Annotated in this window: 10 protein-coding genes; 5 read left to right on the top strand and 5 right to left on the bottom strand. The window is 43.9% G+C overall.

What is annotated here, in order from left to right; translation table 11 throughout:
- Nucleotide 1 precedes the first annotated feature (1 nt).
- The 5 genes from gtfA to HMPREF3002_RS03230 all read right to left on the bottom strand — a co-directional run bounded on the left by gtfA (nt 2) and on the right by HMPREF3002_RS03230 (nt 6,857).
- Nucleotides 2-1,444 carry a sucrose phosphorylase gene (gene gtfA, locus HMPREF3002_RS03250; protein WP_049503669.1) on the bottom strand — a complete coding sequence of 481 codons (1,443 nt, stop codon included), beginning with the start codon at nt 1,442-1,444 and terminating at the stop codon, nt 2-4.
- Between the two features lie 249 nt (nt 1,445-1,693).
- Nucleotides 1,694-2,527 (bottom strand): carbohydrate ABC transporter permease, encoded by an 834-nt coding sequence (locus HMPREF3002_RS03245; protein WP_021153463.1) that lies wholly within the window; start codon nt 2,525-2,527, stop codon nt 1,694-1,696.
- 13 nt (nt 2,528-2,540) lie between these two features.
- Nucleotides 2,541-3,407: a carbohydrate ABC transporter permease gene (locus tag HMPREF3002_RS03240; protein ID WP_023022883.1), complete on the bottom strand. Its 867-nt coding sequence runs from the start codon at nt 3,405-3,407 to the stop codon at nt 2,541-2,543.
- 13 nt (nt 3,408-3,420) lie between these two features.
- Complete coding sequence (locus HMPREF3002_RS03235) at nt 3,421-4,680, bottom strand: extracellular solute-binding protein (protein WP_049473981.1); 1,260 nt, start codon at nt 4,678-4,680, stop codon at nt 3,421-3,423.
- Nucleotides 4,681-4,694: 14 nt separating this feature from the next.
- The gene (locus HMPREF3002_RS03230; RefSeq protein WP_070665258.1) at nt 4,695-6,857 is read right to left on the bottom strand and encodes an alpha-galactosidase; all 2,163 of its coding nucleotides are present in this window, start codon (nt 6,855-6,857) and stop codon (nt 4,695-4,697) included.
- A 160-nt stretch (nt 6,858-7,017) separates the two neighbouring features.
- On the opposite strand from HMPREF3002_RS03230, the gene HMPREF3002_RS03225 reads away from it, so the two are divergent.
- The 5 genes from HMPREF3002_RS03225 (at nt 7,018) to HMPREF3002_RS03200 (ending at nt 12,606) form a co-directional block, all read left to right on the top strand.
- Nucleotides 7,018-7,851 (top strand): AraC family transcriptional regulator, encoded by an 834-nt coding sequence (locus HMPREF3002_RS03225; protein ID WP_070665256.1) that lies wholly within the window; start codon nt 7,018-7,020, stop codon nt 7,849-7,851.
- 67 nt (nt 7,852-7,918) lie between these two features.
- Entirely contained in the window at nt 7,919-8,926 is a 1,008-nt protein-coding gene (locus HMPREF3002_RS03220) for a LacI family DNA-binding transcriptional regulator (RefSeq protein ID WP_070665254.1), read from the top strand.
- A 14-nt stretch (nt 8,927-8,940) separates the two neighbouring features.
- Nucleotides 8,941-9,882 carry a bifunctional biotin--[acetyl-CoA-carboxylase] ligase/biotin operon repressor BirA gene (birA, locus tag HMPREF3002_RS03215; protein WP_070665252.1) on the top strand — a complete coding sequence of 314 codons (942 nt, stop codon included), beginning with the start codon at nt 8,941-8,943 and terminating at the stop codon, nt 9,880-9,882.
- Between the two features lie 929 nt (nt 9,883-10,811).
- Nucleotides 10,812-11,915 (top strand): ABC transporter permease, encoded by a 1,104-nt coding sequence (locus HMPREF3002_RS03205; RefSeq protein WP_070665248.1) that lies wholly within the window; start codon nt 10,812-10,814, stop codon nt 11,913-11,915.
- 1 nt (nt 11,916) lies between these two features.
- Nucleotides 11,917-12,606, top strand: a complete 690-nt coding sequence (locus tag HMPREF3002_RS03200; protein WP_070665246.1) for an ABC transporter ATP-binding protein — start codon at nt 11,917-11,919, stop codon at nt 12,604-12,606.
- Nucleotides 12,607-12,733: the final 127 nt, after the last annotated feature.

The following is a 12,733-nucleotide window of genomic DNA, read 5'->3' as shown; positions in this document are numbered from 1 at the left end:
TTTAAAACACAATGTCTTGACCGTTTTCTGTCACTTGGTAAGTCCCATCAGCAAGATTGATTCGGGCTACTGCTGTGGCGGTCTGGTCTTTGTTTTGGCGCGTGATGACAATGGTATGTTCATCTGGTGTTTCCACCTCAATGCTTCCTTCTAGGTCAAAAGCTTGCGAGTTGTTCCGGAAACTAAAGAGCTTGAGAAGGGATTGTACGACTGGACGCCCTACTTCTTGAGCAATTTCCTCATTGCTGTAGTAATGACGGTTGATATTGCGGCCTTCCTTGGTGTTTTCTAAGAGTTCCAAATCATTCTTCCCAGCTAGGAATCCAACATAATAAACTTGTGGAATGCCTGGCGCAAAGGCTTGAATCAAGCGGGCTAAGAAATACTTGCCATCGTCATCTCCAAGCGCTGAATAGTAGGTCGAATTGATTTGGTAGATGTCCAAGTTGTTGTATTCTGCTGTGGAATATTTGCGTTTCACATTCGCTCCTACCTTATAGAGCTCATTTGATGCATAGTCAATTTCTTCATCTGTCAAGATATCCTTGACATCGACTACCCCAATCCCATCATGGGTGTCGAGTGTCGTGAACTGCTTCATAGGACTCATCTTCAACCACTTGGCAAGGCGCTCCACTTTTGAACTATAGAGGCTATAGAGGGTTACCATGGGTAGCGCGAAATCATAGACATAATAGTCGTGATCGGCAATCTTAAATTGGATGGAATAGTGTTCATGAATCTCTGGCAAGAGCTCAGCACCATAGCTGGCCGCCATATCGCGCACCTTATCCAACAAATCCCAAATATCTGGCTCCACGAAGAAATCATTAGTATCCAATTTCTTGACTGCATAGGCAAAGGCGTCCAAACGAATGAGGTCACAGCCATTGCTTGCCAGATGTTCGATGGTCTTGCGAATAAAGTCCATGGTCACTTCCTTGGTCACGTCTAGGTCAATCTGCTCTTCCCCGAAGGTATTCCAGAGATGCTCGGTCGTCCCATCCGCAAAAGTGATGGCTTGTTTAGGAGCCCGGTCTTTGCGCTTATAAATCAAGTCCACATCTGCTTGAGTTGGGCGATTCTCTGGCCAGAACTTGTCCCAATTGAGAAAGAGATCCTTGTAGGCACTTTGGTCGTGCTTTTCTTGGTAGTCCTTGTAGTATTTAGATTGACGAGAAATGTGATTGATCATAAAGTCAAACATAAGATAGTACTTGTCGCCCAAGCGTTTGACATCTTCCCAATCTCCAAAGGCTGGATCCACTTGGTCATAGTCTACAGGCGCAAAGCCACGGTCACCAGTTGATGGGAAAAATGGCAAGAGGTGAACCCCACCTACTGCATCCCCAAAGTGCTTCTCCAGATTTTCATAGAGATCCTTGAGGTTATTTCCTAAGCTATCTGAGTAAGTAATTAACATGGTTTTGTTTTGAATTGGCATAATGGTCTCCTTTTCTTTATTTGAAAGCCAAGTCTGAAGAGACCTGGCTTTCTTGAATTTATATATTTTTAGAATTGCTTCTTAGGATACGATTTAAATCAGCAAGCTGAATCGTCCCTTTGTATCTGGAATTGAACACGGGACTAATTTCTTAGGAAAAAAGATAAATCTCCTTGTGTGCTAGCACACTACGTCGATTTCCTATTTTTCTACAGAAATTTTCAGCAAGCTGAATCGTCCCTTTGTATCTTATTTCACTGCGCCGTTGCTCATTCCTGCAATGATATGGCGTTGGAAGAAGAGATAGACAATGGTGATACTGATGATACCGACCACGTAAGAGGCAAAGCTTGGTCCGTAGTCGTTGAAATATTGGCCTGCGTAGTTGTATTGGAACAAAGGCAAGGTCCACATTTTTGAATCGCGGTTCAAGACAAGGAGTGGCAACATGAAGTCATTCCAGAACCAAAGGGCATTGATGATCATCGTTGTCGCATGCATCGGTTTCATCATTGGGAAGATGATACGGAAATAAGTTGTAAATTTATTAGCCCCATCGATCTCTGCTGCTTCATCCAGACTTTCTGGGATAGAGATTTTGATATACCCTACATAGAGGAAGAGCGTCTGTGGAATCGCATAGGTCAAGTAGAGCAAGATCAAACCAAAGGTGTTAGCCAAACCGAGTTTACTCATCATAACCGTTATCGGAATCATGATGACTTGGAAAGGTACGAAAATCCCAAGGATCAAGAGGGTGTACATGATAGTAAAGGCTTTTCTCTTACTCATATTACGTGCAATGGAGTAGGCTGCCATGGGTATAAAGATCATTACTGCAAGTAAAGACAAGACAGTGATGACGACAGAGTTCCAATAATAGCCTCCGATCCCATCAGCCAAGAGACGGCTAAAGTTGTCCCATGTGAAATTCGTCGGGAATCCAAAGAAATTGTCTACGATATCCTTGGTAGGTTTGAAGGAACTAAAGAGGGTGGCAAGGAGCGGCACTAAAATCAGAACCGATCCTAGAATCAATAGAATATATTTGCCAATCAAGGCTTTTCTTTCATCTTGTTTCATCGTGCTTCTCCTCTTAAATTTCAAATTTCTTAGATACTCTCAATTGGATGATCGAAATCACTACAATCAAGAAGAACAAGATTACGGCAATGGCATTGGCATAACCGAATTGGTTGTTTTTAAAGGCGTAATTATAAACCAAGAGCCCAAGTGAGGTTGTGGCATTGTTTGGACCCCCACCAGTCATGGCAAAGACTTGATCAAAGGCGGTAAGCCCACCTTTTAGGGCCAGGATAAAGACCATAGAGACACTTGGTAGCAAGTAAGGCAATTCAACATTCCAGAAGACTTGCTTGCTAGTCGCTCCATCGATTCTGGCTGCTTCTGTAATTTCAGTTGGGATGGATTGCAGACCTGCTAGGAAGATAATGATAGGCATGGCCACCCCTTGCCATAGAAGGACAAAGACAGCCGCAAAGATTGCTCCCCACTTAGTCCCTAAAAGACTGGTTTGGAGGAACTCAATATGAAGGGCATTCCCAATCGCTGGAAGACCGTAGTTGAAGACTTGCTTGAAGATCAAAGCTACTGTCAAACCAGACAAAACAGCTGGGAAGAAGAACCATGCACGGAAGAAGGTTTGACCTTTGATTTTAGAGTTCAAGACACGCGCAATGAAGATCCCAAGGGCAATCTCACCAACCACCATGGCAATGGTGATGATCGCGGTAAATCCAATCGCATTCATGAATTTTGGATCCATGAAGAGGAGTTTAAAGTTGTTTAAGCCGACAAACTTGTAGTTATACGTCAAACCTGTCCAGTTGGTAAAACTGTAAAAGGCTCCTTGGAACATCGGCACATAGAAGAAAATTGCTTGTAACAAGAGGGGAATGACCACAAAAGCCCATGCCCAATATTTTTGTAATACTTTTTTCATAGTCTCTCTACTCCTAATCCACATCCGCTTTCATCGGGTTAAAGAAGGCATTCAAATCATTGACCATTCCTTGTTTATCACCTGTCAAGACATAGTTCATCGTCAAGGTATGGAAGTCTGCTTCACTGGTCCAGTATTGTTGCAACCAGACCAAGTGACGATCCGTAAAGGCATATTTGGTCATCCCAGCAAGCGGTGAATCCTCTCCTGCTTGTTTGACCCCTTCGATCGCTGTTGGAGATCCGTCCACATCATAGTACTTTTGCATGACTTCTGGACGGGTCATGTATTCCACAAAGGCATTGGCTTCTTTTGGATGTTTGGTAGTAGCTGAGATAGACCATGCTAAGTCTCCCGCACCAACGGTTAAGCTTTGTCCTTTTTCTTTCCCTGGAATCATGAAGGTCCCAATCTTAAATTTCGGTTTTTGTTCATTGATCGCAGTAATGGCCCAAGACCCATTTGGTGTCATGAGGACATCCCCACGCGCGAAGGCTCCGATAACGTCTGTATAACCTGCACCTTCCCAGTTCTTTTGCTTCGAACCTTTAATGCGAAGAATATCCATGACCTTGATGTCATCCTTCATAATCGGATCAGACAATTTAATGGAATTTGGCTGTGAATAACGAAGGTATTGATTGGCTTCTTTACCCCCACCTGCTGCTGTCGCAAAGGCCAATTGATTATACCCATTGAGCGTCCAAGCATCTGCACCTGCAATTCCAAATGGTGTTTGTCCTTTGGCAACGATGTCTTTTACTAACTGTTCGAACTCATCCCAAGTTTCAGGAACCTTCAAGCCCAATTCTTCGAATTTATCTTTGTTGTAGTAGATTCCGTAAGCATTGGCTGTGAAAGGAACGTTGTAGACTTTTCCGTTCACGGCATATTTTTCAGCGTAGCCGTTTTTCACGCGTTTGAGATAGTCTTTATTGGACAAATCTTCGAAGACACCTGCTTTTGCCCATTCTTGTAGTTCGATGGACTGTGGGTATATATTAACCACATCTGGTACATCTCCTGCGAGGACACGTGTTTTCAATACTTCACCACCGTTCGGTACATTGACAACTTTGACCTTGACCTTTGGGTTTTCCTTTTCAAAATCACGCGCGATTTCTTCCAAAGTTTTAGTCATTTCTTTTTTCTGGTTGAAATACTCGATGGTCACTGTGCCATCCGCCGATTTACCATCGTTGGAGCAAGCACCGAGCCCAAACAAGGCTAAGCCTGTTGTCGCAAGAAGTCCGATTTTTTTATACCATTTCATTTGGCTGTCTCCTTTTATTTTTTGACAAAAACATATTGTTTAGTGAGGAAATCTCCCTGAGGAAGAACGACGGTTAAGCCGGCATACATGAGCTCAGCTCCTGAATAGACTTGGTTGGTCCCTTCTAAGCTATAGAGCGAATCTTCTTCCAAACCTTTGAGCTTCAGAGTCGGCTCGATCTCCTCAACCGTTGATAAGACCCGTACATAGGTTACAACCGTACGGTCTTGATAAGTGAACTGGACGGCTGCTTGATTGCTACCATGGCCTGGATGGATCAAGCGGTAGTGTTTTCCGAACTGAACAAGGGGTCGAATCGTTTTGTAATGAGCCACTTGAGCTGCGATGGCATCCAACTCTTCTTGAGAAAGACTGGTCAAATCCAATTCGTAGCCTAGATTTCCCATCATGGCTACATGGCCACGTGTTTCTAGTGGTGTGATCCGTCCTATCTGGTGATTTGGCACCGCTGATACGTGAGCTCCCATAGAAATAGTTGGATAGAGATAACTAGATCCATACTGGATCGGAAGTCTGGCAATGGCGTCCGTATTGTCACTCGCCCAGACCTGTGGGAAGTAACGCATCATACCGAGGTCATTACGGCCACCACCACCGGAGCAAGACTCAAAGAGGATGTGCTCGTATTTCTCCGTCAAGTACGAAACCACTTCATAGAGACCCAAGATATAAGCATGGGATTGCATCTTGGTTTCCAGGTAAGTTTTACCATTTCCAAGCTTGGTGATATTCCGATTCATATCCCATTTGATATAGTCGATCTCATGCTTTCCAAGTAAGTCATCCAAGACCTGCTTGATATAAGCAACCACTTCTCTATTTGAGAAATCAAGTACTAGTTGATTCCGTGAATAGGTGTGTTCGTAACCTGGGACTTGAATAGCCCAGTCTGGATGAGCACGGTAGAGGTCGCTATCAACAGAAATCATTTCTGGCTCCACCCAAAGGCCAAATTGAAGTCCCTTGTCATGGATGCCTTGGATCAATTCTGCTAGGCTTCCTCCTAATTTTTCTTCATTGACAGTCCAGTCACCAAGGGCCCGATTGTCATCATAACGATTGCCAAACCAGCCATCATCAAGAACAAAGAGTTCGATCCCCACTTTTTGAGCCTCATCCGCTAGCTCCAATAATTTGTCTTTCTTAAAATCAAAGTAGGTTGCTTCCCAGTTGTTGATCAGAATTGGACGTTCTTTATGAGCAAACTGGCTAGGAATGATATGATCTTGGACAAATGCTTGACTCTCTTGACTGAGACCAGTCAATCCCTTATGGGAGTAGCTAATCATGGCTACCGGTGTATCAAAGCTCTGATTCGGTGCCAACTCCCAGGCAAAGTTTTCTGGATTGATTCCCAATCCAACCCGAACTTCATTGAGTTGATTTTTTTGAACAAATCCTTCAAAATTTCCACTGTAGAGCAGTTGGAAGGCAAGGGCAGAGCCGGCATCTTCGGTCACTTCATGGTCAGCAAGGATGAGGGCTGGGGTCTGGGCGTGTCCAGAAGCACCACGGTTGGAGCTAATAGAGAAGATTCCTTGTTCCACTTGCTGACGGCGGACTGTTTTTTCTCTCGCATAGGCCCCTTGAAGGGTGATGACATCGTAGTCACCAGCTGGGACATCGGCCAACACACTAAGAGCCTTATGGATCACGACGGTTTCATCACTGCAGTTTTCAATCTTTGAAAAGCTAGTGATGGTTGCCCGATCCTCGTAAGCCGTGTAATAAAGGGTCAAACGAAGAGCCGCTTGATCATCTTCAAAGACCAGGGCTAAGGTTTCAGCACTATCTACTGTATGTGGATTGGGAAGACCAGTTGCCTCGACACTGCCAGAGTAGATATTGGCTCCGACATAGAGGAAATCCGTCACCTCTGTGGCACCATGCTGGATTTGAATAGACGGCTTTCGAAAATCTCCAAGCCCGTGCTGTCCTAAGATCTGACGCTGGGTATCCAAGCTGAAGGTTCGATGGTCAGGTGTTGGATTTCCTGAGAAAGCATGATCCTTCTCATGCACGGTATTGGAAAAATGATAAGACGGGATCGGATGCCCCAGATGCTTAAGCATCAGGTAGCCATCTCGATTTTCAAGGATGAGGCTCAGTCCCTTACTTTCTACATAGAACAAATTTTTTTCGATACGAATTGCCATATCTTCCTCCATTGGACCCTAAAAATATCACTATGTATTTTTATATTTAGTTCCAATATTTTTCTTTTTTTACATGTCTTTATTTTACTTGATGTAAACGCTTTCGGAAATAGAATTTTGTTGGGCTTATATGGTAAAATGTTAGGTAGGAGGTTTACCTATGTTAGTCTTTTCAGAATACCAAACCGACACTATTGATCTAGCCCTTGATTTTTACGGCTACGAAGATTGCCCCAAGAATTATGAATTTGGTCCTAGCTTTCGAGACAATTTTGTTCTGCATTTTATCACCAAGGGAAAAGGTGTCTTTCACATCAATAAAAACGAAATCCATTTAGAAGCCGGGGATCTCTTCCTTCTCCCTAAAAATATGGTGACCTACTACCAGGCAGACGCAGAAGATCCTTGGTCCTACTACTGGATTGGGATTAGTGGCACCAAGGTGAGTGATTTCATGCGCTTTTCAACCTTACATGCCAAAGGCTTTCTAAAGAAAAATGAGGTGGACACAGAGCGGATCGGGCTGTTTATGGAGCAACTCGTCCACAAGGCAGAGGACTCTAAGATGACCTCGCACTACCAACTCCACCTCCTCTCTCAGATCTATGAACTGCTATTTCTTATCAGTGAAGTGGCTCCCGACATCCATCGGAACCATCCATCTCCAACCTATCAACTCTATCTGACTTGCAAGCATGTGATTGAGACGCATTACGCAAAAGAGCATCTCAGTATTCAAGAGATCGCCGATGACCTCAATGTCCATCGGTCTTACCTGACAACTGTTTTTAAGGAGTTTCACCAGATCTCTCCCAAAGAATTCCTGCACTCGGTCCGCATGCAACGTGCCCAGCAGTTGCTGACCAATACAGACGAAAGCATCAAGATCGTAGCTTACTCAGTTGGCTTTTCAGATCCCCTCTATTTTTCAAAGGCCTTTAAGTCCTATAGCCACCTAACTCCTAGCCAATATCGCAGTAAACATAAAATTTAGTAAAAATTTATTTCTTTTTACTAGTATTTAGAGTATACTGGAACTAGTAAGCAATAAAGGATGAACTATGGCAACGATTAAAGACATTGCAGAAAAAGCAGGCGTTTCTCAGGCAACGGTCTCTCGCGTCCTCAACCAGGATGCGACCTTATCGGTTGGTGAAGACACGCGCAGTCGGATTCTTCGCATCGCTGAGGATCTGCATTACCAAAAGAAAAGCCGCAAAACAGCGCCTCAACCAATCGAAGATTCTCATAAAATCGTCATCTTTGAATGGTACACGCGCGAAGAAGAATTAGAGGACCTCTACTACTATGCCATTCGGATGGGCTTGGAGAAACAAGCCCAGGAATTAGGCTATGAGATCTTTCGTATCTTCAACAAGGACGATTGGTCTTTGATTCAGGAGGCAGAAGGTATTATTGCTCTTGGGAAATTCAGTCCCAAGACCATTCAAGATCTAGAAAGCTATGGCAAGCCCCTGATCTTTGTCGATAGCAATACCCTCTATCTGGGGCATTCTTGCGTGACGACAGATTTAGAAGATTCTGTTATCACCGCTCTCGAGCATTTCCTTGAGCATCATCACAAGGAGATCGGACTCTTGGTTGGGCAAGAAGAGACCGCAGATGCGACACCGCTTCAGATGGATCCTCGTCAACGAGCCTTTCAACAGTTTCTCACGGAAAAAGGGCTTTATGAGGAGCGCTTTGTCGCTGTCGGTCAGTTCACAACTGAGTCAGGCTATCAGATGATGGAGCAGCTGATTCAAGCACTGGGCGACGACTTACCAACTGCCTTTTTCATGGCCAGTGATGCCATAGCTGTTGGGGCCCTTCGGTCCCTTCAGGAGCACCAAATCGCAGTACCTGATCGCGTCAGTCTCATTTCCTTCAATGATACATCGATTGCTAAGTATGTCTTTCCTGCCCTCTCTACAGTGACCGTCTACACAGAGGAAATGGGCAAGCAAGCCATTCAGATGTTGCGGCAGACCTTTCAAGGGAGTCAACCAAGTGTTCCCTGCATGGTCAAATTAGCCACCAAACTGACGATTCGAGACAGCAGTCGCTAGGAGGTCTTAGTCTTATGAAAACACACGAAATCCTCTTTCAAACTCTTTCTCAGGCAGATGATTATGTTAACGGGGAGCAACTGGCGAAAGAACTAGGCGTTTCCCGCACCTCCATCTGGAAGGCCATTCAGCGCCTGGAAAAAGATGGGGTCGTCATCGAATCCCTAAAAAAGAAGGGCTATAGACTGGTCTCAGGCGATATTCTTCTTCCTGAAGTCATCGCAAGCAATACCCAGTTGACCGTTACTTTGAATGAAGAATGTCATTCTACCCAATTGGACGCAAAATTAGGCATGGAAGCCCATAAAGAGGGCAGGGCTCTCTACCTGGCCAAGTCCCAATCTGCCGGAAAGGGCCGCTTTGGTCGCGACTACTACTCTCCCGATCAAGGCGGCATCTATATGTCCCTTCATCTCAAACCCCAACTCCCACCTGCGGAGCTCCCCCCTTATACCCTCATGGTTGCAGGAGCCATCTACAAGGCTATTAAAAATCTGACCCTGATCGATGTCGATATCAAATGGGTCAATGATATTTACTATCGCCATAAAAAAATTGGGGGAATCCTAACCGAAGCTATCACATCCATCGAGACTGGCCTTGTCACGGATGTCATTATCGGAGTCGGTTTCAATTTGGCTATCTCTACTTTTCCAGATGAGCTAGAAAGCAAGGCTGGTTCCTTATTTGAAGGCCCTTGTCCCATCACCCGCAATGACCTCATCAGCGAGATTTGGAGGGAATTTCTTCATACGGATATCGATGAACTGGTCTACCTCTACAAAGAGCGCTCCCTGGTCTTAGGACGAACTGTCACCTTTGAGCAGAACCAGCAGACCTATCAGGGCCTTGCCAAAGGCATCTCCGATACCGGCCAACTCTTGGTCCAGTTAGAAAATCAAGAAGAAATCTGGCTCAATAGCGGCGAAATTTCCCTCAAGCAGTGGGATCTATAAAACAGAGCTCACAACTCAAAAAAGAGTCTGGGACAAAACGCTGTCTCAGACTCTTTTGTGTGAAGATATATCAAAACTTTTTAAACCAATTCTTGATATACTCTAAGCATATATTCAGTAAGAATTTGATAAATAATAATACAATTCCAATCTTCACAAACATGTAATATTTAAATGTGTCATCAAATTCATGCACACGGATCGGAAAGGTGAAGATATTAGACGGATTGATAAGAAAATATAGTGAGATACAAATAGATAAAACCAACGCCACTATAAAAATTTTTTTATGTATTTGCATTTTTTACCTTTTCCTTTCTTGGTTGACAACATTAATTACCAATTACCAATTTTATATAGCCTGATTAATTCTTTCATTCCCCTTTCTACCAGGCTATTTTATAGTTCTTACACCTTCATCATATACAAATTTCAAAATAATACAAGTCTGTTTTTCTAATTATTTTTATGATATAATAATAGAGTTTGAATGTTAAACAAAAAACTCAGTAACTATCCCAACAAACTCTATAAAATTAACTTTTTAGATAGCACCATGATATATTTAAGCTACTAAATAGTTCAATTCAGTAGGTTTTTTGCCCCATTTTTAAAACATGATATTGAAAATACCTAAAAGCGTCTTCCGAAAATCATCTATATTTCAATATTTTTGATTACCTTCAATATGAAAAGTTCTTACAAATTCATGCAGGGGGCATCAAAGACAACAGGAAAAAGCCTTGAAATCAAGGCTTTTTTGTATAAATAATTAATAATTGAGAAACAAATTGAACACAGTAAACAAATCCGATTCCTTCTCACTCTCTAAACACCATCCCCCTATTATTCCCCCACTTATGGTATGATGATAGAGTATGTTTAGGTGCCGAGCTACTCGAGCACCTCCGTGCTAAAAGGAGACGAATATGAAAATCGCATGGAATGAAATTAAATACCAACCCAAGAAGTTTATCCTGATTGAACTCCTCATTACCATTCTCATGTTTATGGTGGTGTTTTTGTCCGGACTGACAAATGGACTGGGCCGTTCGGTATCGGCCCAAATCGATAACTATGGGGCCCTGCACTACATCCTTTCGACGGATTCAGAAGGGATTATCCCCTTTTCAACCATTACGGCGAAGGATTTAGATGAGGTCAAAAAGATAGAAGGGATGGACTATTCTGGCTTGTCCATCCAGCGGGCAACCGTCTCAAAATCAGAGGATTCCAACACTCTGGATATCACCTACTTCGCGACAGATCACAATGAAGAAGAAATCCTCAATCCAATCATGGAGGATACAGACCTCAAGATCTCCGACTTAAAGAAAAACGAGATCATTCTGGACCATTCTTTCAAAGAAGATGAAGGAATCCAAGTCGGCGACCAAGTGATCGACAAAACTTCTAAGCAAAAACTCAAGGTCGTGGCCTTCGCGAAAAATGCCAAATACGGCTATAGCGAGATTGGCTTTATCAGCTCGGAGACCTACACAGGCATGAGGCAAAAAACAGATCCAAGCTATCAATGGCAAGCCCAAACCCTTGTGACCAAGAAGAGCATCACTTCTAGCGATCTATCCAGTAACTTAATGGTGGCGGATAAGAAGCAAGTGATCGATAAAATCCCTGGCTACAAGGCTCAAAACCTGACACTACGGATGATTACGTGGGTGCTCTTACTCGCTTCCTCTGCTATCCTTGGGGTTTTCTTCTATATCCTCACCCTGCAGAAGTTGAAACAGTTCGGCGTCTTAAAGGCCATTGGCATGTCCATGAGCCAGATTACCTATGTCCAACTATCCCAGCTCACCATCATCTCCCTCATCGGAGTACTGCTGGGTCTTGGCTTAGCAACCATGATGGCGCCGTTATTACCGAATAGCGTCCCTTCCTTTATGACCCTGAAAGACAACCTCACCATCTCGGTTAGCTTTATCCTGACCTCTATTTTGTGTGGAGCCTTGTCCCTTGTCAAAATCAAAAAAGTAGATCCAATCGAAGTCATTGGTGGAAATGGAGAATAAGATGGCCATTATCGAATTAGAAAATATCAGAAAATCATACGCCGATGGTAGCCAGATGCACCATGTCCTCAACCAGCTTAATTTAAGCGTCGAACCCAACGAATTCGTCGCCATCTTGGGCCCTTCAGGATCTGGTAAGTCCACGCTTTTAGCCATCGCTGGCTTGCTTTTATCAGCGGACGAGGGGCGGATTCGTATCGCCGGCCAAGACTTGACTGGACTCAACCAAGGCCAGTGGACGCAAAAACGGCTGGAATTACTCGGCTTTATCTTTCAGGATCACCAGCTCCTCTCCTATATGAAAATCGGTGACCAGTTAGAACTGGTGGCCAAATTAAAAGGGGAGAAGGACAAGAAAAAACGCCAAGAGGAAGTCAAAGCCTTGCTGGCAGATCTTGGCATCGAAGCCTGTTACCACCAATATCCGAATCAGATGTCTGGTGGACAAAAGCAACGGGCAGCCATTGCTCGAGCCTTCATCGGAAATCCACAGGTCATCTTAGCCGATGAACCAACGGCTAGCCTAGACCCAGATCGAGGGCAAGAAATCGCCCAGTTGATCCAGAAAGAAGTCAAATCCAAAAACAAGAGCGCCGTCATGGTGACCCATGACCGCTCCATCCTGACCTATGTGGATACCATTTATGAATTAAAACATGGCCAATTGCTTAAGGTAGAAAAGGTTGATTAAATACAAGAGAGTGGGACAGAAATCGGTAATTCGTTAGAATTCGATTTCGTCGTCCCTCCTTCGCACAGTTGAGTAGGGCTGTAAAAGCTGATGAAATCAGCGTAGTAGAGCCCATCAACCACTGCGT

It is taken from the genome of Streptococcus sp. HMSC065E03, from assembly GCF_001815045.1.
In the GTDB taxonomy this organism is placed as follows: domain Bacteria; phylum Bacillota; class Bacilli; order Lactobacillales; family Streptococcaceae; genus Streptococcus; species Streptococcus parasanguinis_AD.
The sequence above is the reverse complement of the archived record's forward strand: the minus strand, read 5'-3'. Positions and strand labels throughout refer to the sequence as shown.

Excerpts from the sequence above, each read along its gene's own strand:
- gtfA (WP_049503669.1), bottom strand. The coding sequence starts at position 1,444 with ATGCCAATTCAAAACAAAACCATGTTAATTACTTACTCAGATAGCTTA.
- HMPREF3002_RS03245 (WP_021153463.1), bottom strand. The coding sequence starts at position 2,527 with ATGAAACAAGATGAAAGAAAAGCCTTGATTGGCAAATATATTCTATTG.
- HMPREF3002_RS03240 (WP_023022883.1), bottom strand. The coding sequence starts at position 3,407 with ATGAAAAAAGTATTACAAAAATATTGGGCATGGGCTTTTGTGGTCATT.
- HMPREF3002_RS03235 (WP_049473981.1), bottom strand. The coding sequence starts at position 4,680 with ATGAAATGGTATAAAAAAATCGGACTTCTTGCGACAACAGGCTTAGCC.
- HMPREF3002_RS03230 (WP_070665258.1), bottom strand. The coding sequence starts at position 6,857 with ATGGCAATTCGTATCGAAAAAAATTTGTTCTATGTAGAAAGTAAGGGA.
- HMPREF3002_RS03225 (WP_070665256.1), top strand. The coding sequence starts at position 7,018 with ATGTTAGTCTTTTCAGAATACCAAACCGACACTATTGATCTAGCCCTT.
- HMPREF3002_RS03220 (WP_070665254.1), top strand. The coding sequence starts at position 7,919 with ATGGCAACGATTAAAGACATTGCAGAAAAAGCAGGCGTTTCTCAGGCA.
- birA (WP_070665252.1), top strand. The coding sequence starts at position 8,941 with ATGAAAACACACGAAATCCTCTTTCAAACTCTTTCTCAGGCAGATGAT.
- HMPREF3002_RS03205 (WP_070665248.1), top strand. The coding sequence starts at position 10,812 with ATGAAAATCGCATGGAATGAAATTAAATACCAACCCAAGAAGTTTATC.
- HMPREF3002_RS03200 (WP_070665246.1), top strand. The coding sequence starts at position 11,917 with ATGGCCATTATCGAATTAGAAAATATCAGAAAATCATACGCCGATGGT.